The organism is Flavobacterium bomense (assembly GCF_003970355.1).
Genome location: NZ_RYDJ01000017.1, coordinates 1 through 26,922, shown reverse-complemented (window position 1 = coordinate 26,922; position 26,922 = coordinate 1). Strand labels below are relative to the sequence as shown.

Genomic DNA, 26,922 nt, shown 5'->3' with positions numbered 1-26,922 from the left:
ATAAATGTAGATTAGCTTACTATTGAAGGAGCAAAATTTCCTTTATATTATTTCAAATGAAATGGATTACTAGAGAACGCCCTAAAATTGATAGAATAGCCAGTCCTTGGTTGATCAAAACTTTTATAGACAAAAACGCTGAATTTATTTATGTCCCATTCAGTGATGTTTTGAATAAAGCAAAAGAATTTGATGCCATTCCTTTTGATATTCCTAATGTAGAATACACACATTATGAAGAAAAAAGCACCTTTGATTATATTGTAAAAAAATATAAAATTAAAGACCCAGCTATTTTAATTATAGCTGATATTGTACGAGGAGCAGACACAGATAGACACGATATTGCAAAAGAATCAGCGGGACTTTTGGCAATTTCAGCGGGACTTTCTTATAATATTACAGATGATTATAAGTTATTAGAAACAGGAATGGTTATTTATGATGGGCTATACAGTTGGGGGCAACACATTTGTACAAACAGAATCATTTGCAGAATAGTCCTTTTGAAAACCTGCTGCACGAAGTGTACAATAAATTTTTAAAGGAAAAGAAAAAAAACAAAAAGAAAGCTCCAGCTTGGGTCAAAGATTTGAAAAAAATTATTCAGGATCAAATAGACAATCAATTTACTTTTGACCTAAAAAAAATTTCTAGTGACTTGGAGATTAACCCTTCTTATTTATCAAGAGAATTTTCAAAATATTTTGGAGACCTCAATTTTGGAGACTATGTTAGAAAATTACGAATTGAAAAAGCAATCTTCCTTATTCAGAATTCAACGTACTCTCTTACTGAAATAGCTTATATGACCGGCTTTTCAGACCAAAGTCATTTTACGAGGATATTCAAAATACATACAGGGAAAAACCCTTCTTCCTACCGAAAAAAAAAGCAAAAAAGTAATTCAAATACAAAAAGTAAATAGCATTCTATTTATTCCTATTTCTCCTCTGTAGTTTTGTAAAAAATACAAACTATTATGATTTTTTTCAAATATTTTCTTCTTGTTGCTATATTAGTATTTTCTATACCTGCAATTGGGCAAACAACTTATCCGAAAATTACGGGATATTTTGGGATATTACATCCCATTGTAACGGTAAGTCCGGATGGAACTAATATCAATTTTAGAGATTATTATGCTCTGGGTTTCCCAACTGGAATCAATATTTGGAAAAGTCCAAAAATTGGGTTCTCATTTGAAATTGTACCCAATATAAGAGCAGAAAACGGAATTAGTAAAGTGAATAGTTTATTATTTCATCCTGGCGTATTAGTAGCACTAGGAAACGGATACACCTTTGCAGGCAGAGCAGCATTTGAGACTAGTGGTAGGTATGGCATAACTCCAGTATTCAACAAAACGATAATAAAAAACACCAATAGCAGTTATTATATTGCCATTCCATTGCCAGTGCGGTTTGGTAATGATCACCCTACCACTTTTACTGTAGGTTTCCAATTTGGCATCGCCTTTTAAAGCTACTTAATTTATGAAAGAAAACACAATATATATGTTAAAAGTGTTAACTGTTTGTTTTCTAAAAATTAAGTCATTCAGGTTTCGCTAGTCCAGTGCTACTAGTCAATTAAGTACCCCCGAGATTTAGTCAAAGAAAATAGGCTTTCGAAAAAATAAATTTAGAGTCATTTAAAAAAAAGGCACAGCATAATATAACGAACATAACGACGACAATACATGCCGTTTTATCAATATTTGCAAGATCTACATTAAGGAAACACAAGAACGAACCTCATTTTGATTTCCGCAATAATAGGACTAATTTTAAAAATAATTTAAACGCTAAAAAAATGAACAGAAAAGATTTCTTAAAATCGAGTAGCTTGTTTGGAGCAGCAGCATTAGTGCTTCCGACTACAAACACGTTTGCTAAAAATTTAGCAGACAATTCCATTGATAAATTGGTAGATGCCAATGGTAATTATATTCAACAAACGTTGCCTTACAGCGAAAGTTTTTTGGAACCCTACATGGATGCCGAAACCTTGCACCTGCATTATACTTTTCATCACGGTGGCGCAGTAAAGGGTGCTAACAAAGATTTACAAATGATAAAGAAAGCATTGGATGAAAACAATTTGGAAACTGTTGATTTTTGGACAAAAAAGCTCTCCCATCATTTTTCATCTCACATTTTACATTCTATATTTTGGACTAATCTTACCAATAAAAACACATCACCCCAAGGTAATTTGCTAAAACGAATAGAAAAAAGTTTTGGTAGTTTCGATAGATTGAAAGTTCTAATTGCTGCCACCTCAAAAAATGTTGACGGCAACGGTTGGGGAATTCTTGCGTATCAACCTTACAGCGATAGCCTGGTAATTTTACAATGCGAAAACCACGAAAAACTTACGCAGTGGGGAGCCATTCCGATATTGGTTATTGATGTTTGGGAACACGCCTATTATTTAAAATACAAAAATAAACGAACCGATTTCGTAGATGCTTTATTCAATATAATCAATTGGGACAATGTGGCGATGAGATTGAACGATGCAGAAAATCTGATGAAATAAAATAGTAATAAAAACCAACTAAGTAACAACCATTGTATAATATCGTATTTTAAAATTAGATGAAATAACCCAACAGATTGATTTTAAACTACTGTTTACTACTTTTGACTTTATGACGTTTAAACTTTCGACTTACTTATTCTATACGTTTGGCTACTCGGTTTAAAATAAGTAGAAGTCTTTTAGAAAGATGAAAAAAATATTTTCCTGCCAGTAACCCTTCAAAAAAGAATGGTTAATTAAAATCGAATTAAATTATAAATTGTTATTTCTTCAAATCCTGCATAAAATGGTTAGAAAACAGTTCCTAATCGCCCACAAAAAACTTCATTATTTCTAATGAAGTTTTTTTATGCCTTTTCTTTAATTTACCACCCCTGCGTCAACCCGTTTTTAACAACCTCTTCGTATTTTTCTTTATCAAAACGGTATAAATTAGGGGCTTTGTGGGCTACATTACTTTTCTTCTCGTCCAGCTTATTTAATATCCCAATTGCCATTATCTTACGTAAAAAATTTCTACGGTCGAGTTTTCTGCCTAAGATGGTTTCATATAATTTCTGCAACTCAGGAATCGTGAATTTTTCGGGTAATAAATTATAGCCTACCGGCATTAAATTCAATTCCATGCGGAGTGTTTCTAATGCTTTATCTAAAATTTCCTTGTGATCTAAAACTAATTCCGGCACCGCATTATGGTCAATCCATTCCACCGTTTCATTGTTACCCTCGGGTTGCGGAATCGTTTTTAAAAAATCAACCAAGGCATAATACCCAACGGTTACAAAACGACTGGCAAACCATTTGCCTTCCGCTAAAGGTATTCCGTAAAAATCTAAAACAGTATTACTGACATCAACATTGCACCTTCTGGCTGCTCCAAAAGTTGAAAATTGTCTTAGAAAAATCCCCCTTAGTCCCGTTCTACCATTCAAAACAGTGACAGCAGCCTGATCAATATCCTCATTTATAGGCACAAAACCACCGGGCAAAGCCCATTTATCACTGTACTTTGTTTTTATCAATAACACTTTTAGCTGATTGTCATGAAATCCAAAAATCACACAATCTATTGATAAACCGGGCTGATAGTTTTCCTTATTGTCTAAAATATTTTTTAACATGTACTTATTTTCTGATAATTAAAGTATAATTTATTAGTGTTGCAATTTAGCTCATTTTTATAAGAAAATTAAAGAACATCACTTTTTCAAAACTCTCAATGCAGTGTTTTTCTATTGAAAAGAAAAAACACTGCAATAATAGTACAAATCGATTGTGTAAAAACACATCTGTACTAAAAATAGTCTAAAAAAATTATGCAAAATGCATTACGAATCAAATAAACATGCACAATGCTTCAAAATAACACATTTAATTAACGAACCCAATAATTCAAAAACAACCCAGTAAAAGACGAAAAAAAATGTTTTTATTACTTTTTGGACTGATATCAATCTCCCAATCGCATGCTCAAGATGTAGATTATCGCGCTAAGGCAAAAAAACTAGTAGCTAAAATGAGTTTAGAAGAAAAGCTTTTTTATGTTCCGGCGAAACCGATTAGTCCACAAAAGCTGTTCAATACTGGATATTCCTACTATTTTTATGACGGATGGACCGCTTGGTTTGCATAAAGCAGAAGGTTTCGACTTTACTAATAGTGTTCCTTCCATTGTTTTCCGACTGCATCGGCACTTGCTTCGTCCTGGAATCCAGCATTGGTACAAAAAATGGGTGAAACCCTAGAAATCGAATCTCAGACTAACGATCTTCAAATAGTATTAGGACCCGGAGTAAATATGAAGCGATCGCCTCTTCTCGGAAGAAACTTCGAATATTTTTCTGAAGATCCAGTTTTAGCCGGAGAAGTTGCTGTTAGCTTTATCAATGGTCTTCAAAGTCACGGTGTGAGAACTTCCATGAAAAATGCCATCATAACTTAAATATGATGGCATTTTTATTAAAAAAAATATTTTTTAATTACAAAAAATCTAACGTTCGTTCCAGTGCCATTCCTCTCGATCCTTTTATCAAAATAGTACTATTGTTGAATGTTATCATTGGTAAATCATTAGAAAATTCCTCAAATGTACTATAGAACCAAAAGTTGTTGTTTTCAAGTTTATTGGTATAAAATGCTGCACCTATAAAATAACATTTCACTTTATCTTCGTTCAAAAGAAGGTCAACTATTGCTTTATGTTCTTGCTGACTTTCCTGTCCCAACTCAAACATATCTCCCAAAATCATAACCTTATTTAAATCCTCTAACTGTAGAAAATTCTCAATAGCTACAGCCATACTACTCGGATTTGCATTATAGGCATCTAGAATTACTTGATTAGTTCCTTTTGTCAACAACTGTGACCTGTTGTTTTCAGGCACATAGCTTTCTAAAGCTTCTTTTATTGCGATATCATCGATACTAAAATACTTACCAATAGTGAGCGCTGCATTGATGTTATTGGCATTATACAACCCAATTAGGTGGGATTTTATTTCCAATCCGAAATAACATATTTCTACAAAAGGATTTGCCTTAATCGAAGTAATATTAACATCCGCATTTGTTTTATTTATACCAAAAGTAAATGAGTGTAACCTTTTTGATTTTTCAACTTGAATTGTATCTTCCAAATTAACAAAAGCAAGCTTGTCTTTTTTTGAAAGGTATTGATACATTTCGCTTTTGCCTTCAATAACGCCCTCTACACCACCAAAACCTTCTAAATGGGCTTTGCCAAAATTAGTGATATACCCATAATCCGGTGTTGCTAATTCACATAGAAATTCAATTTCTTTTTTGTGATTTGCTCCCATTTCAACTATTCCTATTTCAGTTTCTGAAGTAAAAGAAAGCAGTGTCAATGGAACCCCAATATGGTTGTTTAAATTGCCAACGGTTGCTTTGGTTTTAAATTTTTTCGAAAGTACAACCTGAATAAGTTCCTTAGTGGTTGTTTTTCCATTACTTCCCGTAAGCGCAATTATAGGTAATTTTAAATATTCACGATGGTATTTTGCTAATTCCTGCAGCGCGACCAGACTATCTTCAACTAAGATAGTCCTTTGATCAATAAAATAAGATTCATCATCAATTATAACATACGCAGCTGCTTTTTCTAATGCTTCTTTTGCAAAAGTGTTAGCATCAAAACGCTCTCCTTTTATGGCAACAAATAAGGAGTTTGGCTCAATCTTGCGGGTGTCAATTGAAACTGAGTTGCATTGCAAAAACAAACTATGAATGTAATTAATATCCATTTGAAACGATTTAAAAAAACAAAAGCCCTAATCAAAGGGCTTTTGTTTGTATTTATATAAAAATTAATTTCTGGCTGATCTTTTTTTATCTGCTTTTGCTCCTACTCGAGACATCGCACATCTAAAGCCAATGTAATCTGTGGCCATGTCCTGCGGAAAATACCTTCTTTGAGCCGGATCTAACCAATAGGCTCTATCCCTCCAGGATCCTCCTTTGTAAACTCTGACATTGTCATTTATCAAAGTTGTTCTTTTGCTTGATTTATCATATTTCCTAACCATGTTCCCTAAACTGTCCGTAGTCACATTGTGTATTGGGGAGTTATACATGTTTTTTTCTTCTTTCGTTTTCTCGTCATCTGATTCTGAATCTCCAAAATTATAATATCTAGTAGATTGTTTATCTCCATCTCTGTAGTTAATATTATCACTTTTATTAAAATTTTGTCTCAGATAAGTCTCTTGTTCGTCAACGGGTACCTGAGCGATTTGACCTGGAAAGTTTCTGGCAATGATTCTTCCGTTGCTTAAAGTGTCAAATTTCATATTGTCTTTAGTGACAATTTCTACTTTGCCATCTTCACCAATTTTATTTTTAGTGTATTGATTCCCTCTGAAATAATTAAAGTCATTTGCTTCATTATCGATAATAGGTCGGTAAACATCTTGAACCCACTCAGCTACGTTTCCGGCCATATCGTACAATCCAAAATCATTTGCAGGATACTTTTTTACTTCATTTGTAATATCAGCCCCATCATCAGACCAACCTGCAATTCCGCCGTAATCACCATTTCCTTGCTTAAAATTAGCCAATTGATCCCCTTTGCTTTGTCTTTTGCCTGAACGCGTGTACCCGCCTGACCAAGGATATTTTTTTTGCCCTTTGTATATGTTATATTCTCTTTGTCCCACATCGGCTGCAGCTGCATATTCCCATTCCGCCTCTGTAGGAAGCCTGTATTCCGGAAGAAGAATTCCGGAAGAACGCTGCGCATAAACATTCTTTGGTTCCACAACCGTCCCGTTTTTTCCAGCTTTAGGAGTTTTTCTGGCTCCTTTTCTTCCTTTTAATACAATATCTTCATTTCCTCCATAAGCCAAGGTCGGTGAATTTAAATAGGTTTCAGTATCAAAATTGCTGTCTGCAGTCACATCTAGTGTTTTTGCATTCTTTTTAAGGTATCCGTTTTTTTCCAGAAGCGCTTCATTTACACGTTGGGTTCTCCAATTGCTAAATTCGACTGCTTGAATCCAATTTACACCTACTACAGGATATTCTGCATAAGAAGGGTGTCTTAAGTAATTATTGGTCATTGTTTCATTATAGCCCAATCGATTTCTCCAAACTAAAGTGTCTGGCGAGGCACCTTCATATATATTTTTATAATTTTCTTCCGTTGGTGGATACACATTTTTCAACCAGTCTAAATAATCCAAATACATTGAATTCGTTACCTCCGTTTCATCCATATAAAAAGATTGAACATGTTGTTGTGTTGGGGTGTTATTCCAGTCATGCATAACATCATCCTGCACTTTACCCATGGTAAATGTACCTCCTTCAACAAAAACCAATCCCGGACCTGCTACTTGTTTCTTATTATTTGAACCTGCCTTTTTACTGTCCATATTCCAACCAGTCGCTCTTGAAGTATTCTTTGAGCTAGATTTTTTACTGCAACTGGAAAAACCAATAATAAACAGGATTGATATTAACAATCGTAAGCTCATAATTCTGTTTGCTTTCATACTCTTTAGTGGGTAATAATTTTAGTGGCGCAATATAATAATTATCAATTAATCAACATCGATCTTTCTTACTATTTTCAAAAAACCAATTTTAACAACAAATTATATATACGAACGCAAATTTATAATATTTATTATTTACTATAACATGAAATGATTTATTTTTACTGATTAATAATAACTGTCTATTAATCCCGTTAAAAAAATAATGAGAAAAATTATTTTGGCTTATTTAGTCCTATTTCCGTTCATTTCTTTTGCCCAAATCAAAGGCGATGCAACCATCGATTGGTTAGAAAAAAAAGAAATGTCCTATGGTAATTTCAAAGTTACGATCCCTTTTTTTTTAGGAAATAGTTTCCATTATAATGCTACTGCCAAAACGCTCCTTTTTACTTTAAAAATAAATGAACCAGTCTCTTTTGACGAAGGGAAAATTCAAGTTACAAATATAATTTACGAATCGATTACTGCTGCTGAACTCGGAGATTTAGATATTGCAAACCTTCCTAAAACAGTAAGTTCGTCTTTGCAAATACGTAATTCCAGAGAGCTAAAGAATGCCTTTATTGAGCTTACACCAATAATTAAAGATAATTTCGGATTCAAACGAATCAAATCCTTTTCGTATGAAATAGAGCGTAACGCTTCTAGAATTTCACCCTCCGAAAAAACGTTTAATGGCATTTCTAATTCGGTTTTATCGAGCGGTACTTGGTTTCGATTTTATATTGAAAAATCGGGCGTGTATAAAATCTCTAAAAGCTTTCTGCAACAACTCGGACTTGATGTTACCGCTGACCCCAGAAAAATAAAAATATACGGCAATGGTGGACGAATGGCACCACTGTCCAACAACATTTACTATCCAAATGACTTGATCGAAAATGCAATTCAAATAAATGGCGAGGGGGACGGCATTTTCAACAATGAAGATTACATCCTTTTTTATGGTGAAGGCGTTGATACTTGGAATGAGGAAAGCAAAACACACCTTAACTTATATGACACAAAATCGTATTACTACATTACAACGCAAGGTGCTGACGGGAAAAGAATGGCTCCTTTAAGTCAACCTGCCGGAAACAGCACGTTGACTTTAACCTCCTTTGATGATCACCAACACCATGAAGTAGATCTGGCAAACATTGCCCGATTGGGCCGTCAATGGCTTGGCGAATCATTTGAGGTTAAAAACGAACAGGAGTTTGACTTTACCTTTCCTAATTTTGACGCCACATCACCCGTTAAAATCATGCTGACAGCAGCCTCAGCCGCCTTTACACCTACTTCATTTACTGTGACTGCAAACGGAATTTCAGTTGGAAACATCTCGTTTCCTGCGCTGAATAAAAATTCAGAAACTGAATTTGTTTTGGGGTATTTACCCATTAACGCCTCATTCAATGGGGCCGAAACGGTCAAAATAAAGCTCAAATACAACAACAATGGCGTTCCGGGCTCTAAAGGCTTTCTGGATAATATTAGGCTAATTGCCAAGAGAAAACTTCAAGGATACGGAAAACAGTTTCATTTTCAATACGATCAATCCGGCGCAAAGACCGGAATTGTCAATTATCTTATTTCAAATGCAGCGGGAATCTCTCAAATATGGGATGTTACGGATAGCTACAACACAACTAAAATCGAAAATGTAGATCAAAATACAGTCAATTTCAAAGCAGGTTTGGGAGAACTCAGAAAGTACATTGCAGTAGAGGCCTTGGATTATTATACTCCTTTAAAAGAAAGCAGATCAACGGTCCAGAATCAAAACCTAAAAGGAACCTTATTCAAAAATAGTCTGGGTCAATTTCAAGATATCGATTATGTAATTATTTCGCCTTCATTTTTAGTTTCTCAAGCTGAAAAACTAGCCGGTTTTCACCGCAATTATTCTAATTTGAATGTAAAAGTAATCCCTTTAGAATCGATATATCAAGAATTTTCTTCGGGCAAACAGGATGTCGCTGCTATAAGAAACTGCATTAAATACATCTATAAAAATGCTTCAACACCACAAAAAAGAATACAATTCATTAACCTTTTTGGCGATGCTTCCTACGATTTCAAAAACAGAATCATCAACAATACCAATGTTGTCCCTATTTATCACTCTTTAAATAGCAATACATCGGGAGAATCCTCTTTTGCCTCTGATGATTTTTTTGGACTAATGGATCCTTCAGAAGGAAATGTTATTTCCTATTTTGGGGGAATCGATATTGCAGTAGGCCGAATGCTGGTGAACGACTCCAAACAGGCGGATGAAATGGTGAATAAAGTAATTGAATATCACGACATAAAATCTTACGGAAGCTGGAGAAATAATTTTGTTTTAATTTCTGATGATTCAGATATTGCCTCCGATGCCACTTTGCAAAAAAGACAAAATACGCTTGCAAATACCATTGCTACCGAAAAACCTTTTTTGAATGTCAATAAAATCCTCTTGGATTCCTACATTCAGGAAGCCGCTGCAGGAGGATCCAGATACCCTAAAGCACGAGCCGATTTCTTTAATGCTTTCGAAAAAGGCGCTTTAGTATTTAATTATTTAGGTCATGGTGGCGAAGACGGTTTATCAAGCGAGCGGATTTGGGAAAAATCAGACGGACAAAATTTAAGCAATCAATTCAAATATCCATTATTCATCACTATTACCTGTGAATTTTCCCGCTTTGACAATCCCTTTAGACCTACAGCTGGGGAATATACGTACTGGAACCCAAAAGGCGGGGCAATAGCCATGATTACAACGATTCGTTCCATTGGTCAGTTTAGTGCCGAAAACTTTAATGATGTTTTTACTAAAAATTTATTATCATACGGCTCAAACCAATATTTATCTATTGCAGAAGCACTGAGAATTTCGAAAAACAGCAATCCCAATTCAGCGACCAATGTCGTCTTTTACATTGGCGACCCTGCATTAATGCTCGCTGTCCCCAGACCAAAAATTAGATTAACAAAAGTGAATGACATAGCCGTTACCCAAAGTATTGAGGACTTCAAATCACTCTCTAAAATCAAGTTGACCGGCGAAGTTACGGATGAGAACAACAATCCTTTGACCAACTATAATGGTGAAGTTTCCACTACTATTTTTGACAAAACCATTTCAAGAGCAACCTATAATAATGACGGAAATAGTCCAGTCATGAATTTTAATGTTTTAGGAGAAACCATATTCCGGGGAAATGCATCGGTTACAAACGGTGAATTTGAATTTAGCTTTGTTGTACCCCGAGACATCAGAATCCCTTTGGCAAACGGAAGAATTAGCTTTTATGCCAAAAAAAATGAAGTATTACAAAACGAAACCGGATATGATGCTACCATAAAAATAGGCGGAATAAACGAAAATGCCGCAACAGACAATATTAGCCCAACAGTGAAGTTATACATGAATGACGAGACTTTTGTTTCTGGCGGAATAACAAATGAATCCCCGTTTCTTGTTGCGTTACTTGAAGATGAAAACGGCATAAATACAGCCAGCGGAATAGGCCATGATATTGTTGCCATTTTAGATGGAGATGTAAGCAATCCCTTTGTATTAAATGACTATTATCAAACAAAACTGGATGATTTCACCAGTGGAACGCTTCGGTTTCCGTTGCGCAATTTAGCTCCCGGGTTGCATACAATCGCATTCAAAGCTTGGGATGTGTACAACAATCCCGTAACCACAGAAATTCAGTTTATTGTAGTGGGTGATGATGCCATAACATTGACACATGTGCTAAATTACCCCAATCCATTTGTCAGCTATACGGAGTTTTGGTTTACGCACAACAGACCATTTGAACCATTAGACGTTCAGGTTCAAGTAATGACAATAACAGGGAAAATAGTTTGGACAAGGAATCAAATCGTCACGACAGACGGTTTTTTATCCAAAGAAATCACTTGGGACGGCAAAGATGATTTTGGAGACCGAATAGGGAAGGGAGTCTATATCTATAAACTCACTGTAAAATCAAGCCTAACCAACAAGAAATCCGAAAAATATGAGAAACTTGTAATCCTTTAATTAAATACTATATTTGTTTAACAAACCTTCTGAAATAATGAAAAAAACAATACTGATTTTTACCCTTTTATTTATGGTTTCCTTTGCAAAAGCTCAGGATAATAGGGTCATAAACCCTGGAGTTCCATTTTTATTAGTCGCTGCCGATGCAAGAGCTGCAGGTATGGGAGATATAGGGGTTGCCACATCAGCCGATGCTTTTTCTCAGCAATGGAATCCGGCAAAATATGCATTTGCCACAGATGCGCAAGGGTTTTCAATAAGTTACACGCCATACCTTACTGATCTGGTAAATGATATCGCATTAGCACAACTGACCTATTATCAAAAACTGAATGACCGAAGTGCTTTTGCAGGAAGCATTCGTTATTTTGGATGGGGCGATATTGAATTACGCAGAACTGGCGAACCTACAGAAACCTTTCCAACCGTATCGCCTAATGAATTTGCTATTGACGGCTCCTACTCCTTAAAACTAAGCGAGAAATTCTCGATGGCGATTGCAGGACGATTTATAAATTCTAATTTAAAAATTGCTTCCGAAAATAACGACGCCACATCTGCCAGTTCATTTGCTGTTGATGTAGCCGGTTTTTACCAATCCGAAGAACTGGCGTACAATGAATTCAACGGGAGATGGAGAGCGGGATTTAATATTCAGAATTTAGGACCAAAAATTAGTTACGACAACGATGATTTCAATAATAATTTCATTCCTGCAAATCTAAAAATAGGAACTGGTTTTGATTTTATATTAGACGATTATAATAAGGTTGCTTTAAATGTTGAATTTAATAAATTATTAGTTCCAACTCCTCAAAATCCAGATTTGAATGGAGATGGCACAGTGGCTCCCGAAGAACGCAATCAAAACAATGACAATTACCGTTCAATAGGCTGGGCATCTGGTGTTTTTAAATCATTTGGTGATGCGCCTGATGGATTTGGAGAAGAGGTAAAAGAAGTAACTTATGCGGTAGGTGCTGAATATTTGTACCAAGATTCCTTTGCCATGCGCTTGGGATATTTTCATGAAAGTCCGTTGAAAGGGGCTAGACAATTTTTATCCCTTGGAGCAGGTTTTAAATACAATGTTGTCAAAGTAGATGTTTCGTATTTATTCTCGGCATCAAAAGTAAAAAACCCTTTAGAAAACACCCTTCGTTTTTCACTTACCTTCAATTTTGGAGATAAATACGAAGAATATTAAACATAAATAAAATTTACCAATAATAATCCAAATTTCAGCCCGAACGCTTCGGAATGAAGTTTGGATTTTTTTTCCTCAAATTAGTATGAAAGAAATAATAATTACTACACAATTCAAAGCATTTGATGCCATTGAAGATTTGCCAAATGACATTCAGAATTTAATGGGACAAGCTGTTGAAATTAGAAAAAAAGCGTATGCCCCGTATTCAAAATTCAGAGTTGGCGCAGCCCTTCTTTTAGATAACGGCAAGATCGTTTTAGGTTCAAACCAAGAAAATGCGGCTTATCCATCCGGGCTTTGTGCGGAGCGGGTGGCTATTTTTCATGCAGGCGCAGTCTATCCAGAGGCTAAAATTTTGAAAATGGCTATCACAGCTGCTTCAGATACTAATACGACTTCGACCCCAATACCGCCTTGTGGTTCTTGCAGACAATCCATAGCCGAATATGAAATTCGGCAAGAGACTCCTATTGAAATCTATTTCATGGGAGAGATTGGTACAATTTACAAATCCGAATCCCTAAAAAACCTGCTCCCTTTTATGTTTGACAAAAAATACTTGTAAAAAATCCAAAAACTACCTATTAAATTTTAGTTCTAAGTTGGAATGTCTTATTTTTGCATCCCGACCCTTCGGGGCGCAAATTTGTGGGAGGAAACTATTTTGCGTTATAGGTACACATTGATAATACAATAACACTTTAGCAAAAGAAAAATTCAGATGAAAGAAGTTACAAAAGAAGTATATTTAAAGTGGTATGAAGACATGCTGCTTTGGCGAAAGTTTGAGGACAAACTTGCCGCATTATACATCCAACAAAAAGTTAGAGGTTTTCTACATTTATACAACGGTCAAGAAGCAGTACTAGCCGGTGCATTGCACGCCATGGACTTGACAAAAGACAAAATGATTACCGCGTACAGAAATCACGTTCAGCCAATAGGAATGGGAGTTGATCCCAGACGTGTGATGGCGGAACTTTTAGGAAAAGTTACCGGAACTTCAAAAGGAATGGGTGGTTCTATGCATATTTTTTCAAAAGAACACCGTTTTTATGGTGGACACGGAATTGTGGGCGGACAAATACCTGTAGGTGCAGGATTGGCTTTTGCAGACAAGTATTTTGAAACTGGGGGTGTTACTATGACCTATTTTGGTGATGGCGCCGCACGTCAAGGATCCTTACACGAAGCCTTCAACATGGCAATGTTATGGAAACTTCCTGTCGTATTTATTGTTGAAAACAATGGATATGCCATGGGAACATCTGTAGAAAGAACAGCGAATCATACTGATATCTGGAAACTAGGTCTAGGATATGAAATGCCTTGCGGACCAGTAGATGGAATGAATCCTGTAAAAGTTGCTGAAGCTATGACAGAAGCAATTGACAGAGCACGTCGTGGTGACGGACCTACTTTTCTTGAAATGAAAACGTACCGTTACAGAGGACACTCAATGTCAGACGCGCAATTGTATCGTTCGAAAGAAGAAGTTGAAGAGTACAAAAAAATCGATCCAATTACACAGGTTTTAGATATAATTAAAGAAAAAGAATATGCTACCGATGAAGAAATTGGAGCAATCGATAAGAGAGTGAAAAGTTTAGTTGAAGAATGTGTGAAATTTGCTGAAGAATCTGAATACCCACCTATTCAACAACTTTACGATGTAGTATACGAACAAGAGAACTATCCATTTTTACCTCATAAACTATAAATCAATTATGGCAACAATAATTACAATGCCTCGTTTGAGCGATACGATGACGGAAGGAACGGTAGCGACTTGGCTAAAAAAAGTAGGGGACAAAATCAGCGAAGGCGATATCCTTGCCGAAATTGAAACAGACAAAGCAACAATGGAATTCGAATCCTTCAATGAAGGAACTCTTTTATATATAGGTATTCCGGAAGGAGAAACCGCAGCTGTAGATTCTTTGTTAGCAATTATTGGAGATGAAGGCGAAGATGTTTCTGACTTAATCGCTGGAAAAACAGCTGATGTGGCTCCAGTTAAAGAAGAAGCAAAAGCTACTACAGAAGCAACTCCCGATGCTATAAAAGAAGAAACAAAACCTACTACCACTGCTTTACCAGAGGGAGTTATAGTTATTACTATGCCTCGTTTAAGTGACACCATGACCGAAGGAACTGTTGCGACTTGGTTAAAAAAAGTAGGCGATACAGTTGCCGAAGGAGACATTCTTGCTGAAATCGAGACAGACAAAGCAACAATGGAATTCGAATCCTTCAACGAAGGATCTTTATTGTATATTGGAATTGAAGAAGGAAATTCAGCGCCAGTAGACAGCCTTTTAGCAATCATTGGACCAGCAGGAACGGATATTTCCGGAATTGCAGAAAATCATAAAACTGGCGGAGCACCACAAGCAGCGCCCGTAGCTGAAAAAGAGATAGAAAAAGAAGTTGCTTCGACAGAAAAAACTTCAGAGCCAGTGACTCAAGAACCACTTGCTCAAGAAGTATCAACTGACGGGCAACGAATTTTAGCATCCCCATTAGCAAAGAAAATTGCAAGTGATAAAGGAATTCAATTGACACAAGTAAAAGGTTCTGGTGAAAACGGACGTATTGTAAAAAGCGATATTGAAAACTTCACGCCACAAACTGCCGCTCCAGCCCAGACAAATGTAGCGGCTGCACCAGCCAAAACAGAAACTGCAGCTGCGCCTAAAGTATTTGTTCCAGCAGGAGAAATTTTTACAGAAGAAATCAAAAATTCGCAAATGCGAAAAATCATTGCGAAACGTTTAGCAGAATCTTTATTCACCGCGCCACATTACAACTTAGTGATAGAGGTAGCAATGGATGAAGCAATGCAATCAAGAGTAATCATTAACAGTGTTCCGGACACAAAAGTATCGTTTAACGATATGGTGATAAAAGCGTGTGCAATGGCTTTAAAAAAACACCCAAAAGTGAATTCACAATGGAGAGAAGATTCAATTCTTATAAACCATCACGTGAATATAGGAGTTGCTGTAGCGGTTGAAGACGGATTAGTAGTTCCTGTATTGCGTTTTACAGATGCTATGAGTTTATCTCAAATTGGCGGAAGCGTAAGAGATCTTGCAGGAAGAGCTAAAAACAAAAAATTATTACCTACAGAAATGGAAGGAAGTACTTTTACCGTTTCTAATCTTGGAATGTTTGGTATTACTGAGTTCAACTCAATCATTAACCAACCCAATTCTGCTATTCTATCCGTAGGAGCTATTGTAGAAAAACCAGTAGTGAAAAATGGTCAGATTGTGGTAGGAAACACAATGATGTTATCTTTAGCTTGCGACCACAGAACAATTGATGGCGCAACTGGAGCTCAATTTTTACAAACATTGAAACAATTTATAGAAAACCCAGTAACGATGCTTGCGTAATAACTCCGTTTTTAAAATACAAATCCCGTCTTGTTTCAAAAACTTGACGGGATTTTTTATTTATTCTTCTCTTCAATCCAGCGAGACATATATTTTGTGCTTTTTAAAGTATGGTGTTGCAACATGGCTCCCATAAAATTACGCAGACGATGTTCCTTCAAATTAGCACATAAAAATTCTATTTTAGTTCTAAAGTTATTTTCGAACAAATATTTTACATAGCGCTGATTAATAATTTTTAGTCCATTTTGTTGGGCTTGAAGCCAAATTGTTTTGTCTTGATATAATTGTACTGCCACATCCGCAAAATCAACAACATCATCCGTGATGTTACCGTTCCAAGACAAATCACCATGCATGGATTCTGAACCAATAGTAGTTGTTACGCTTGGCGTTCCGCATTGCATGGCTTCTAATAATTTCCCTTTAATACCCGCCCCAAAACGCAAAGGAGCCAAAACCACTCGTGCTTCCTTCACAACTTCTTTCGCATCAATGGTACGTCCCATGATTAAGAAGCCTTCTTTCTTATTATGCAATTGCAGTACTTTTTGAGAAGGATAAGCACCATAAATATTCAAAACTGTTTCTGGCAAACGCATCTTAATTAAGGGCCAAATCGTTTCTTTTAAATACTGAACCGCATTCCAATTGGGCTCATGAAGAAAATTCCCGATAAAAACAAAGTCTTTTCGTTTTTCAAAGAAAGGTAGCTTGTCTATTTCGGCAACAACAATTGGTTCCAATAAAAAAGGCAAATAATACAATAAGGCTTTCTCAATTTTAAATGTAGATTCCAAAAGTTCCACTTCAAATTCAGAAATCATCAAAGACAAATCACAACGTAAAATACTGGCTATTTCACGTTTGGCTACCTCTTCAACAAATAAATCAGTAGTCTTAAAGGAACGATTTTCTTTGAATGCTTTCTGACGAGCCAATCTTAGGCAATGTAAATCTTCGGTATCTAGCAACCGTAACGCATCCGGACAATTTTCGGCAACACGCCAACCAAATTGCTCTTCCATCATAAAACGATCAAACAAAACCACACCAGGATTCAGTTCTTTTATAATAACATCAAAACTGGAATTATTAAGTTCTATTGCTATTTTCTCCACTTCGTACTCTTGTAAATCAACCATGTAATCACTGTTTTGTGCAGGACTGGCAAACGTAATGCTAAAACCTTGCGCTTTAAAGAGTGAAATCAATTCCATCATCCTTCCTCCCGCTGCAGACGAATTGGGTTCCGGCCAAACAAAACCAATAATTAAAAGCTTTTGAACTTGATTCATAGTATTATAAAATTTCAATTGCAAAATAATGCTATTTTGAGTTCAATCTGGTCATTTGAATCAAAAATAGATTATAAAACACTAATTTTGCACAAATAAATTTCATCAGTATGTTAGGATTAAAATTAGCCACAGACCCGCGTTGGGTAAATATAGTTGAATCAAATATAGAAGAAATTCTAACGGATCATGCGTGGTGCGAGCAAAAGGCTGCTTCAAATGCCATCAGTATTGTTACCTACAACTCGGAAATAGAAGAACTAGTAACCGAAATGTTAATAATTGCAAGAGAAGAGTTAGAACATCTGCAAATGGTACATGACTTAATAAAAAGCAAAGGATTGACTTTAGGCAGAGAAAGAAAAGACCATTATGTAAATGAACTTTTCAAATTCATGAAAAAAGATGGCAGCCGAAAAGATGCATTGTGTGACCGATTATTATTTTCAGCAATGATTGAAGCAAGAAGCTGTGAACGATTTAAAGTTTTATCAGAAAACATAAAAGATGTTGAACTGGCTACTTTTTACAGAGATTTAATGATTAGTGAAGCGGGACATTACACCACATTTTTGAGATTTGCACGGAAATATGCTGATAATGTAGATGTTGACAAAAGATGGGCAGCATGGATAGAATTTGAAGGATCAATTATCACTAATTACGGAAAACAGGAAACGATTCATGGATAATTAAACAGACAATCTAATAGTAAATAAAAACAGGATGCTTTACGGTATCCTGTTTTTGTTTACTTAAAATTCTAGTCTATTATTTAACGATCATAAACTCCGAACTTCTGTTTAAGGCATGCTCCTCATCGGTACAATTCTCTTGACAATCCACTTTAAATTCTGATTCGCCAAACCCTTCTCCTGTTATTTTATCAACACTAATTCCTTTTGAAACAATGTAAGCTACCGCAGCATTTGCTCTTCTCTCAGAAAGATCCAAGTTAAATTCCTCTGTTCCTCTGGAATCCGTATGTGCCTTTACATTAATTTTTAATTGATCATTTTGAGCCATCACATAAACCAATTTATCAAGTTCTGTCGCGCCTTTTTTTGTTATATTACTTTTGTTGTAATCGAAATAAATAGGATTCAAAATATAGAAAATACTATAGTAAAAATAAGGACTAGAAATAGGATTTAATCTAATAAAAAAAAGCTCCCAATCTATAAAATTGGAAGCTTTTTTGTTTTTTAAAAATCATTTTTTTTGATAATATATTTTTGTGGAGAAATTCCAGTAACATTTTTAAAACTGGTAAAAAAGGGATTATATGAGGCAAATCCCACTTCTTTTGCTAGTGAATCCATTGTATTTGTTTTTAAATAATTCGATTCAATCAATAGAATTGAACGATAAATTCGGATTTTCTTTTTATAATCTAAAAACGAGATTTTAGAATGATACTTAAAAAGATAATTTAAATGGCTATTGGGAATATTTAATTTTATTGCTAAGTCAACTATTGAAAATTTTGAATCTTGAAACAATTCAAATTTTCTAGAAATTTCCTCAATTTCATTAATATACCGTATAATATATTTATCAATTTTTTCTTGTAATTTACTATCTTGATCTTTTTTTTGCTCTTTGTTAAATTCAACAATCCAATCTGTATCCAATAACAGATTGACCTTTTTTGTTTCCTTCATGATATCAAAAATTGGGTAGCCATAAAGTAATTCTGGAGATATTAATACTCTAAAAAAAGTTATTATCCAAATTATTGCACCTATCCACTGAAAACGATCGGCTACAACAAAACCACTGCGATAATCGTTAACTAAAAAGAGCGTCGCAAAAAGTTTAAGCGAAATAATTAATACTATGATGAACAAAAAAAGGTTCCATTTTTTAATCAATATACTATGTTTACTATTACTTTCTCCATTTTTTTTTGCCCAAACATTCTTGTTTAATATCTGGTAAGCCAAAAAAAAGTATGTTATGGTGTACAATATTAAGACTAAAAAGAAGGAAAAATAAAAAGAGGGTGGCAAGAAATAATTTGTACTTACGACAGATAAATTTATCGCCAAAAATGCAAGAGGGAAAATATAATGGACAAGATCAGCCTTCATAAATAGCTTCTGATCGGCAATTAAATTTTTAAAATACAAATATAAACTAGGAATGATTAGTATTAAAAATTTACAGTAATTAATATAATGTTCTTTTAAATAAACTAAATAACCAAAAGAGAAAAATCCGCTTAATAGAAAACGAATAGAAATTAGAGTAAAAATCAATATTAAATAAAAATTGATCGTTTTATTTCTTCTAAAGCTTGCTAGGATTATTATTAAGGTTAAAAAGCCTAAAAAACCAGTGATAATGAAAAGTAAATTTATAATCAAAATTTATATATTTTAAATAAAACTAAAAATTTGTTTTTACTGAAATAGACGCTGCGACACAAAGACAAATATATATTATTAATTCAATTTTTCGGTAGCAAAAAAATTCAAAAACAAGTAATATGTTTTTAAATTAACATTGAAACAATTCTTTTTTGATTTCAGAATTACTTTTTATTGTATCATTTTTTGAATTTATTATTTACTAAAAACTCAAAAACTCTTACTATTTTGATTAATTTGTGTAGTTCGTCGGATTTATGATGTTTGATAGCTTTTTTTTTGTCTTATCATTACATCAAAATCCGTTTATATGAAATATTTACTTTTACTTTTCAGTACAGCTTTTTATGCACAGGTACTACACCATGAAATGCTTTCTTCTCAAGGGATATCAACAAAAACATATAATGGTTTGATAGTAGTACAAACTATTGGTCAGCAAAGTATGACAGGAACTTCCACGAATAAAGATTATACCGTAATGCAAGGATTTCAGCAAAGCCTTTGGGGGAAATATATTACTTCCAATAAAATAGATGTGATTGAAGGTATTAAAACCATAACCTATCCCAATCCATTTACTGAAACTGTCAATTTTCAATTCTCAGAATCGATTACTGATCTAATTACCATTTCTATTTTTGATATTTTGGGACGTTTGATATTTGAACAAAAAAAAGTATCCGTCAACACAATTTTGACTATTAATTTGGCACAGTTGCCAAGTTCAGAATACCTAGTACGACTAAATTCCACCAACCTCAATTATTATACTAAAATTATAAAACGATGATGAAAAATTACCTACTATTTGTTATTTTAATTACTTCCTGTCAATTATTTTCACAAGAAATTTTTTTAAATACAGGAAAGAATTTTACAAAGTATGATTATAAGAATGGCTTTGGGCAATCAGATCCAGATCTTCAAAGCGGAACGGGTAATTTTTATGAAATTGGGTTTAATAAACCGATACTAAATAAGCATATACTTTATTCATATGGACTTTCTCTTAATGAATATAATGCCCTAGGCGGGAATGTTGCAAATTCCTATAGTTGGGAAACTAAATACCTGGGCATTAAAACAGGATTAGGATTTTCTTTGTTCCCTATGGACGATTTTCATAAATTAAATTTTTTACTGCAAGTGGGTATTTTAGGCGAAACCATCATTTATGGAAAACAAAAAATAGATGGCGCTTATTATGATTTAGTGCACCAAAAGGAATTTACGGGACTAGTAGTGGAATCATCCATCGGTTTTCAAGTCAAGTATCGTGTTCCTTCCCTGGGTTTTTTAAGTATTGGCTATAATTATGGTCAAACTTTAAACATATCCAATTCGACAACTGAAAAAATATCATTCATGACCCATCAACTACAATTAGGTGTTAATTTCCCAATTAAATAAATTAAATTATGAAAAAAATAATTCTACTTATTTTCCTTTTTATTGGCGCCAAAAATTTTGCGCAAACTAATGGGATAACCTATCAGGCCGTAATTTTGAATCCAAAAGGAGAAAAAATACCAGGAGTAAATAATTCAAATGCTTTTTTAGTAAGTAAAGACATTTGCATGAAGTTTGAATTTGTTGACGAATATTCTAATGTAGAATATCAGGAAGTGATTCAAACTAAAACAGATAAATTTGGAATTGTCAATCTGATCATTGGATCAGGATCACAAACAGGCGGGTATGCTTCCTCTTTTCAGGAAATCGTATGGAATTCTATCAGTAAAAAATTGATTGTGGCTATTAACACAAATGGCAGTTGCAACTCTTTTACTGAAATAAGCAATCAGCACTTTAATTCGGTTCCTTTTGCGTTTTTTACTAAAAATGCAGAAAATGTTACTGGTATGGTGGCTATTGAAAATGGAGGTACCGGAGCGATTACGATGAGTGGTTTAAAAACAAACTTCGGAATGGAGAATATGGATAATACGAGCGATTTGAATAAACCAATAAGTGCCGCTGCTCAATTAGTATTCAGTTTAAAAGAAAATGTAACAAACAAAAGCACTAGTATTGCAACTGATGCTGCATCAGATACTAAATATCCAACGGTAAAATCGGTTAAGACTTATGTAGATAGTCAAGTACCTACAACAGGACCCCAAGGAATTCAAGGGGATACTGGCGCAGCAGGAGTAGCCGGTGCAACAGGAGCAGCTGGTTTAACCACTTCAGTTAACGGAGTTACACAGGTAAACGGAGCAATAACACTAAATAAAACCGATATAGGTTTAGGCAATGTAAATAACACAGCAGATGCAGATAAACCTGTTTCCTCTGCCATACAAACCGCATTAGATGCAAAAGCGAGTTTAGTTGCGCTGGCAGTTAAAGCGGATCAAAGTGCGGTAGACCTGAAAGCACCATTAGCTTCTCCTACTTTTACCGGAACTGTATCTGGAGTAACAGCAACGATGGTCGGTTTAGGCAATGTAAATAATACAAGCGATGCAGCAAAGCCGATATCAACTGCCATACAAACCGCATTAGACTTAAAGGCGAGTCTAGCTGCGCTGGCAGCTAAATCAGATCAAAGTGCGGTAGACCTGAAAGCACCATTAGCTTCTCCCACTTTTACCGGAACGGTAGCAGGAATTACCTCAACAATGGTGGGCTTAGGTAATGTAGATAATACCAGCGATGTTAATAAACCTGTTTCAACATTAACCGCAACTGCATTAGGATCCAAAGTAGATAAAGTAACAGGAGAAAGACTTATCAACGCAACAGAAATCACAAAACTTGGCAATCAATCGGGCACTAACTCAGGGGATCAAGATTTGAGCGGCTTAACAACAATCGCCGCTACAAATACCGCATTAGCCTTAAAAGCTAATATAGCTTCTCCAACTTTTACCGGCGCACCTATATTGCCAACCGGAACTATTGGCGTAACTCAAGCGGTTGGAAATAATACGACCGCCTTAGCCACAACCGCATTTGTAAATGCGGCAACTTCTGCTGGAGGTTCTTTTGTAGATTTAACAACTGCGCAAACTGTTGCGGGCGTAAAAACTTTTAGCACTGATGCGAAATTCAATGAAATTACTGTAGGGCGTGGTACAGGCAATTCATTCTATAGTACAGCGGTAGGCTATGAGGCATTAAAGGTCAATACCACAGGTAGCGTTAACACCGCCAATGGAGCTCTAGCCCTTAGAAACAACACCACAGGTAGCGAAAATACTGCTATCGGTGTTAATGCTCTTCACATTAACGCAATCGGCAGTAACAATACTGGTATTGGTTCTAATGCCCTTTACTACACCTCAGGTCGCGGCAACACTGCTATAGGTAAGGATGCGATGTACGAAAACACAACAGGCAACAACAATACTGCTATCGGTTACAATACAGGTGTAAGTGCAGGTTCCGGTACAGGATCTGGCAACACCATACTAGGGGCTAATGTAACAGGTTTAGCCACAACGCTTACCAACAACATCATTTTAGCCAACGGTACAGGAGCCATTAAAGCACAAAATAATGGTACGAACTGGACATTAACTGGAGGTTTAACCGCTGGTGGTATTACTTATCCTGCTATAAATGGCACCAACGGGCAAGTACTTACAACAAATGGAAGTGGTGTGGCTACTTGGGCAGCAGCATCGGGTGGTTTTACACATTACCTTGGCGAACTCTTTAATGGTGGCATAATTTATTATCTCTACAAAGGTAGCGATGGTTTAGAACACGGGCTTATCGTTGCGCTTACCGAAAGCACATATGCATGGCAAACAGCACCCACACTTACAGGTGCCAACCGTACCGAAGATGGTGCATTTAACACCAATTTAATGACAGGAAGCCCAACGAAAACTTATATTAACGGATTAGGCCCTGAGTGGTATTTGCCAAGTATTGATGAATTAATATTATTGTATTCCAATCGTTATAGTGCACAAAAGGCTTTGCGAGCAGGTAACAACACACTGCTTTCAATATCAGCTAACTATTGGAGCAGTACCGAAAATACAAACTCTATGGCGTATAACTTCAGTTTCTTACTTGGTTACGTCATAATCGATCTTAAGACCACCGCGGTTTCCGTACGTGGAGTTAGGGCTTTTTAACTCCCGATAGCTATCGGGATTAACCATTTTTTCATTACCGCATAAGCGGTCTAATTTAAAAAATAGCACTTATTATGATTTATACCCTTGGATAAAGATTTTTTCAAAAAAATAAATGAATGTTTGTAATTATCCAAGGGGGGGGTAAAAGGGATGCATTGAAATTGGTAAGGAGTATATTCAGGGCTAAAGAAAGAATACCTCGATGGATAGCATAGACAAAGTTTTTGCTTTTTGTAACAAAGGATGGTTGTGGTAATATTTTAATAAGAGTAGATTTTGCGAAGTGATATTTCACGTAAAATTTAAAAATGACCTTGAGCCAATGATGCAAATTAGCGATAATTTTTATAGTTATTGTTATTTTAGATTTTTATATAAAAAAGGTTCAGCTTTACGGAGGGCACTGAAAAACTTCACTTATTTTGATTAGAGTCGTTTTTTAGACAATAAAAAAACGCTTATAACAGGATTTTAAAGATCCTTTATGAGCGTTTTAATTTTTACAACTGTTTTTTATTATAGGTTATATGAGTCGATTTTTGACTTTTATAGGCTCATTGAGTGTACTGCGCATGTAGCTTTGATTTTCCTACATTAATTTGAGTATTCTTTTTAAGTTGACTGCGAAAATTGCTATTGCACCTTGCATTTGCATATTGGTAATGCCATATGATATTGCTCTATCATAACCATGTACATTTTTCAACTCACTATTTTTCGCTTCTATTTTATATCGGTGTTTTGCTTTTTCTTTGTAATAGTCAGTTTCTTGAAAGCTGATTTGTTCTTGGTGTAAGTCCGATTTTATCGACACCGAATATGTTTTTGTCTTGGCTCCTTCTTTATAACAACCCTCTTTTAAAGAGCAGGTCTTACATTTTTCCACATCAAAATAGTAGGTTTGTATTTGATTGGTTCCAACATTTTTTTTGCCTTGGCAAGCCTTTCGTATAGCCATGTGACCAGCAGGACAAACAAATCTATCGGCATCTTTATTGTAATCAAATTTATCTTCGTCTTTTCTAGCCCCTTGTGCTATTGTAACATTTAGTCTTGCTACCACTTTAATATTTTGCCCACTTGTGAGTTTGAGATTTTTTTTTCCTGTATAGGCTCCATCGCCAATAATTATATCAACATCGATTCCGTTTTCCTGACTAATTTCTAAAAGTTTAGGTAACTCCGGGCCATCTCCTTTTTCGCCTGATGTGACTACAGCTGCTGTAATGATACGCTCTTCGGTCATCGCTAAATGAGTCTTATAGCCGAAGAAGGAACTATCAGCGGATTTATGCCCCATTTTAGCATCTGGATCTTTTGATAACGTAAAATTTTCCTGAGTGTCTTCTATCGTTTCTTTAAGCAAGTTTAATTTTTCTTTCACCGCAAGTATAGAACTTAAAGATTGTTCTTTTTCTAGCCGTCTCTCCAACTCTTTACAATAGGCCAATTCCTTTTCTAATTCATTGGTATTGTTCTTCTCTGACATACGTTCTTTCCATTGGTCATCAAATAAATAAACCGTTTTTCGCAGTAGTTTTGAACGCTCATGCAATACTGCAATTGCCGAAAATGGATTTGATCTCGATAAAGTATGTGTGGCATCAACTATAATAGACTTAGGACGGATAATGCCCTTTTCAAGGGCTATAGTCACCGTTTTACTAATCAATAGATTTAATAAGTCGGTGTCCTTCAAACGTAGTTTTCTATATTTTGTTAACGTACTAGAATTGATAACATCTTCTTCTGGTGCCATTTCCAAAAAATACTTAAAGGACATATCAAAACGGGAACGCTCCACTACATCAATATCTGAAACGGTATAAATTGTTTTCAGAAGTAAATACTTGAACATACGCACAGGACTTTCTGCTGTGCGACCATTATTTGTACAGTATTTATTTAGCAACTCATCATAGATAAATGAAAAACCTATCAACTCATTGATTTTTCTTAGCATATTGTCCTTGGGAACGATTAAATCATATAACGAAGAGTACAGACTGAATTGAATTTTTTGTTGTTGAACTAACATCTAAAAGCCTTTTGGCTACCATTAAAAATACGAAAAAAGGAGCAAAAAACTATAGTTTTCTACTCCTTTTTATTAACAATTAATTCTTAAAAAGACTTTTTCAGTGCCCTCGCTTTACGGTTGAACCTTTTTTGTTAGTAATTAAGAAGAAGTACTATTTACACTTTTCCTAACGTATATAATTGTTCCATTGTAAGGGTTCAACTTCCTTCCTTAGGTTCTAAGGTTATCCCAAAAGCTTCTGCATCAATTGCGTTAGCTACAGCAAACATTTTTTGATCATTAACCTTGAAATTATCTAATAATCCAATGCTTGTAGGAGTTAATGGATTCAAATTTAATGCCCCTACTTGATATACAATTCTTCTGGAGGTTCCGGTAATACTGTAGCATCTACATAAACCATTCTATAAATCAATCCTCCCTAGTGTATCTGAATTCCTTCGTTTGTCCAACATTTTGAACATCAATGGAAATGCTACGTTTTTATAACTTACTCCCAACATCAGAATGTTACTGTTTTTAGTTCCGAACTTCCAATTGGTTCTATCTAGCACCAATACCAAATCGGATTTAGCTGATAATAAAATGAATATCAATGAAGAAACTATTTTCATGCGAAAATAAAATTCCTTCATGAATCTTTGCATTCTTCTATAAGAGCTGTTTTTAGTAGCAGTTATTTTGTTGAATTTCAATAATATATGTTTTTGTCATGTACTAATAAAATTAGTTTAAAACTTTGTCCAAATTTAAGTAAAAAAACATAATTTTTTAAAACAAAAACCCCTATTCCTATCGGAATAGGGGTTTTCAAAGAAAGGTGACGAACCGAGCCCGCATGGCGAACACGTGGTATCTATAAACAAAAGAACCCCAGTCTTTTCAGACTGGGGTTCAAA

22 protein-coding genes and 2 pseudogenes are annotated in these 26,922 nt (G+C 35.1%); 15 read left to right on the top strand and 9 right to left on the bottom strand.

Features of this window, described 5'->3' with window-relative positions; all coding sequences use genetic code 11:
- The first annotated feature begins 56 nt into the window (after positions 1-56).
- The 4 genes from EKL98_RS18105 (at position 57) to EKL98_RS13035 (ending at position 2,544) form a co-directional block, all read left to right on the top strand.
- On the top strand, positions 57-545 hold the full coding sequence (locus EKL98_RS18105) for a chromate resistance protein ChrB domain-containing protein (RefSeq protein ID WP_233589437.1): 489 nt from the start codon (positions 57-59) through the stop codon (positions 543-545).
- A complete protein-coding gene (locus tag EKL98_RS18100; protein WP_233589436.1) occupies positions 491-928 on the top strand; it encodes a helix-turn-helix domain-containing protein in 438 nt (145 codons plus the stop codon). Before EKL98_RS18105 ends, EKL98_RS18100 begins: the two co-directional genes overlap by 55 nt.
- Positions 929-982: 54 nt before the next feature.
- Positions 983-1,483: a hypothetical protein gene (locus EKL98_RS13040; protein WP_126562839.1), complete on the top strand. Its 501-nt coding sequence runs from the start codon at positions 983-985 to the stop codon at positions 1,481-1,483.
- Positions 1,484-1,815: 332 nt separating this feature from the next.
- Positions 1,816-2,544, top strand: coding sequence for a superoxide dismutase (locus tag EKL98_RS13035; protein ID WP_126452624.1), 729 nt, complete (start codon positions 1,816-1,818; stop codon positions 2,542-2,544).
- Between the two features lie 368 nt (positions 2,545-2,912).
- On the opposite strand, the gene EKL98_RS13030 is transcribed toward EKL98_RS13035, so the two are convergent.
- Positions 2,913-3,668 carry an NUDIX hydrolase gene (locus EKL98_RS13030; RefSeq protein ID WP_126554637.1) on the bottom strand — a complete coding sequence of 252 codons (756 nt, stop codon included), beginning with the start codon at positions 3,666-3,668 and terminating at the stop codon, positions 2,913-2,915.
- A gap of 302 nt (positions 3,669-3,970) precedes the next feature.
- On the opposite strand from EKL98_RS13030, the gene EKL98_RS17880 reads away from it, so the two are divergent.
- Complete coding sequence (locus EKL98_RS17880) at positions 3,971-4,180, top strand: hypothetical protein (protein WP_126569164.1); 210 nt, start codon at positions 3,971-3,973, stop codon at positions 4,178-4,180.
- Between the two features lie 51 nt (positions 4,181-4,231).
- Positions 4,232-4,489: pseudogene (locus EKL98_RS17875) on the top strand (glycoside hydrolase family 3 N-terminal domain-containing protein); the annotation flags it as partial.
- Between the two features lie 37 nt (positions 4,490-4,526).
- Here the strand turns inward: EKL98_RS17875 and EKL98_RS13020 are convergent.
- Together EKL98_RS13020 and gldJ are read right to left on the bottom strand one after the other, a co-directional pair.
- Positions 4,527-5,810: a UDP-N-acetylmuramoyl-tripeptide--D-alanyl-D-alanine ligase gene (locus EKL98_RS13020; RefSeq protein WP_126562838.1), complete on the bottom strand. Its 1,284-nt coding sequence runs from the start codon at positions 5,808-5,810 to the stop codon at positions 4,527-4,529.
- Between the two features lie 63 nt (positions 5,811-5,873).
- Positions 5,874-7,562 (bottom strand): gliding motility lipoprotein GldJ, encoded by a 1,689-nt coding sequence (gene gldJ, locus EKL98_RS13015; protein WP_126461647.1) that lies wholly within the window; start codon positions 7,560-7,562, stop codon positions 5,874-5,876.
- A gap of 208 nt (positions 7,563-7,770) precedes the next feature.
- On the opposite strand from gldJ, the gene porU reads away from it, so the two are divergent.
- The 5 genes from porU (at position 7,771) to EKL98_RS12990 (ending at position 16,212) form a co-directional block, all read left to right on the top strand.
- Positions 7,771-11,598 (top strand): type IX secretion system sortase PorU, encoded by a 3,828-nt coding sequence (porU, locus tag EKL98_RS13010; RefSeq protein WP_126562837.1) that lies wholly within the window; start codon positions 7,771-7,773, stop codon positions 11,596-11,598.
- 37 nt (positions 11,599-11,635) lie between these two features.
- On the top strand, positions 11,636-12,808 hold the full coding sequence (porV, locus tag EKL98_RS13005; RefSeq protein ID WP_126562836.1) for a type IX secretion system outer membrane channel protein PorV: 1,173 nt from the start codon (positions 11,636-11,638) through the stop codon (positions 12,806-12,808).
- 85 nt (positions 12,809-12,893) lie between these two features.
- Positions 12,894-13,376, top strand: a complete 483-nt coding sequence (gene cdd, locus EKL98_RS13000) for a cytidine deaminase (RefSeq protein ID WP_126461638.1) — start codon at positions 12,894-12,896, stop codon at positions 13,374-13,376.
- Between the two features lie 156 nt (positions 13,377-13,532).
- The gene (pdhA, locus tag EKL98_RS12995) at positions 13,533-14,531 is read left to right on the top strand and encodes a pyruvate dehydrogenase (acetyl-transferring) E1 component subunit alpha (RefSeq protein WP_126554627.1); all 999 of its coding nucleotides are present in this window, start codon (positions 13,533-13,535) and stop codon (positions 14,529-14,531) included.
- A gap of 7 nt (positions 14,532-14,538) precedes the next feature.
- Positions 14,539-16,212 (top strand): pyruvate dehydrogenase complex dihydrolipoamide acetyltransferase, encoded by a 1,674-nt coding sequence (locus EKL98_RS12990; RefSeq protein ID WP_126562835.1) that lies wholly within the window; start codon positions 14,539-14,541, stop codon positions 16,210-16,212.
- Between the two features lie 56 nt (positions 16,213-16,268).
- Here the strand turns inward: EKL98_RS12990 and EKL98_RS12985 are convergent, their stop codons facing one another.
- On the bottom strand, positions 16,269-17,510 hold the full coding sequence (locus EKL98_RS12985; protein ID WP_126461629.1) for a glycosyltransferase: 1,242 nt from the start codon (positions 17,508-17,510) through the stop codon (positions 16,269-16,271).
- Positions 17,511-17,620: 110 nt separating this feature from the next.
- Here EKL98_RS12985 and miaE point away from each other — a divergent pair, with 110 nt between their 5' ends.
- Positions 17,621-18,202 carry a tRNA-(ms[2]io[6]A)-hydroxylase gene (gene miaE / locus EKL98_RS12980; protein WP_126461626.1) on the top strand — a complete coding sequence of 194 codons (582 nt, stop codon included), beginning with the start codon at positions 17,621-17,623 and terminating at the stop codon, positions 18,200-18,202.
- 79 nt (positions 18,203-18,281) lie between these two features.
- Here miaE and EKL98_RS12975 read toward each other — a convergent pair whose 3' ends face one another.
- Complete coding sequence (locus EKL98_RS12975; protein ID WP_233589434.1) at positions 18,282-18,617, bottom strand: OmpA family protein; 336 nt, start codon at positions 18,615-18,617, stop codon at positions 18,282-18,284.
- A 98-nt stretch (positions 18,618-18,715) separates the two neighbouring features.
- Positions 18,716-19,879 (bottom strand): helix-turn-helix domain-containing protein, encoded by a 1,164-nt coding sequence (locus tag EKL98_RS12970; protein ID WP_126461623.1) that lies wholly within the window; start codon positions 19,877-19,879, stop codon positions 18,716-18,718.
- Between the two features lie 313 nt (positions 19,880-20,192).
- Between EKL98_RS12970 and EKL98_RS12965 the strand changes: the two genes are divergently transcribed.
- From EKL98_RS12965 to EKL98_RS12955, 3 genes are read left to right on the top strand one after another with little or no spacing between them, the layout of a single operon-like run.
- The gene (locus tag EKL98_RS12965) at positions 20,193-20,675 is read left to right on the top strand and encodes a T9SS type A sorting domain-containing protein (protein WP_126461620.1); all 483 of its coding nucleotides are present in this window, start codon (positions 20,193-20,195) and stop codon (positions 20,673-20,675) included.
- Positions 20,672-21,295 carry a hypothetical protein gene (locus EKL98_RS12960; protein WP_126461617.1) on the top strand — a complete coding sequence of 208 codons (624 nt, stop codon included), beginning with the start codon at positions 20,672-20,674 and terminating at the stop codon, positions 21,293-21,295. The genes EKL98_RS12965 and EKL98_RS12960 overlap by 4 nt, the downstream gene beginning before the upstream one ends.
- A gap of 8 nt (positions 21,296-21,303) precedes the next feature.
- On the top strand, positions 21,304-23,979 hold the full coding sequence (locus EKL98_RS12955) for a beta strand repeat-containing protein (protein WP_126562833.1): 2,676 nt from the start codon (positions 21,304-21,306) through the stop codon (positions 23,977-23,979).
- 592 nt (positions 23,980-24,571) lie between these two features.
- On the opposite strand, the gene EKL98_RS12950 is transcribed toward EKL98_RS12955, so the two are convergent.
- From EKL98_RS12950 to EKL98_RS12940, 3 genes and pseudogenes are all read right to left on the bottom strand, one after another.
- Complete coding sequence (locus EKL98_RS12950) at positions 24,572-26,020, bottom strand: IS1182 family transposase (protein ID WP_126562832.1); 1,449 nt, start codon at positions 26,018-26,020, stop codon at positions 24,572-24,574.
- A 200-nt stretch (positions 26,021-26,220) separates the two neighbouring features.
- Positions 26,221-26,429 (bottom strand): annotated as a pseudogene (locus EKL98_RS18600) (anti-sigma factor); the annotation flags it as partial.
- The gene (locus tag EKL98_RS12940; protein ID WP_126461608.1) at positions 26,428-26,718 is read right to left on the bottom strand and encodes a hypothetical protein; all 291 of its coding nucleotides are present in this window, start codon (positions 26,716-26,718) and stop codon (positions 26,428-26,430) included. The gene EKL98_RS12940 and the pseudogene EKL98_RS18600, both read right to left, overlap by 2 nt.
- Between the last annotated feature and the right edge of the window lie 204 nt (positions 26,719-26,922).

Coding starts and splice junctions, on each gene's coding strand:
- EKL98_RS18105 (WP_233589437.1), top strand. CDS start 57: ATGAAATGGATTACTAGAGAACGCCCTAAAATTGATAGAATAGCCAGT.
- EKL98_RS13040 (WP_126562839.1), top strand. CDS start 983: ATGATTTTTTTCAAATATTTTCTTCTTGTTGCTATATTAGTATTTTCT.
- EKL98_RS13035 (WP_126452624.1), top strand. CDS start 1,816: ATGAACAGAAAAGATTTCTTAAAATCGAGTAGCTTGTTTGGAGCAGCA.
- EKL98_RS13030 (WP_126554637.1), bottom strand. CDS start 3,668: ATGTTAAAAAATATTTTAGACAATAAGGAAAACTATCAGCCCGGTTTA.
- EKL98_RS17880 (WP_126569164.1), top strand. CDS start 3,971: ATGTTTTTATTACTTTTTGGACTGATATCAATCTCCCAATCGCATGCT.
- EKL98_RS13020 (WP_126562838.1), bottom strand. CDS start 5,810: ATGGATATTAATTACATTCATAGTTTGTTTTTGCAATGCAACTCAGTT.
- gldJ (WP_126461647.1), bottom strand. CDS start 7,562: ATGAAAGCAAACAGAATTATGAGCTTACGATTGTTAATATCAATCCTG.
- porU (WP_126562837.1), top strand. CDS start 7,771: ATGAGAAAAATTATTTTGGCTTATTTAGTCCTATTTCCGTTCATTTCT.
- porV (WP_126562836.1), top strand. CDS start 11,636: ATGAAAAAAACAATACTGATTTTTACCCTTTTATTTATGGTTTCCTTT.
- cdd (WP_126461638.1), top strand. CDS start 12,894: ATGAAAGAAATAATAATTACTACACAATTCAAAGCATTTGATGCCATT.
- pdhA (WP_126554627.1), top strand. CDS start 13,533: ATGAAAGAAGTTACAAAAGAAGTATATTTAAAGTGGTATGAAGACATG.
- EKL98_RS12990 (WP_126562835.1), top strand. CDS start 14,539: ATGGCAACAATAATTACAATGCCTCGTTTGAGCGATACGATGACGGAA.
- EKL98_RS12985 (WP_126461629.1), bottom strand. CDS start 17,510: ATGAATCAAGTTCAAAAGCTTTTAATTATTGGTTTTGTTTGGCCGGAA.
- miaE (WP_126461626.1), top strand. CDS start 17,621: ATGTTAGGATTAAAATTAGCCACAGACCCGCGTTGGGTAAATATAGTT.
- EKL98_RS12965 (WP_126461620.1), top strand. CDS start 20,193: ATGAAATATTTACTTTTACTTTTCAGTACAGCTTTTTATGCACAGGTA.
- EKL98_RS12960 (WP_126461617.1), top strand. CDS start 20,672: ATGATGAAAAATTACCTACTATTTGTTATTTTAATTACTTCCTGTCAA.
- EKL98_RS12955 (WP_126562833.1), top strand. CDS start 21,304: ATGAAAAAAATAATTCTACTTATTTTCCTTTTTATTGGCGCCAAAAAT.
- EKL98_RS12950 (WP_126562832.1), bottom strand. CDS start 26,020: ATGTTAGTTCAACAACAAAAAATTCAATTCAGTCTGTACTCTTCGTTA.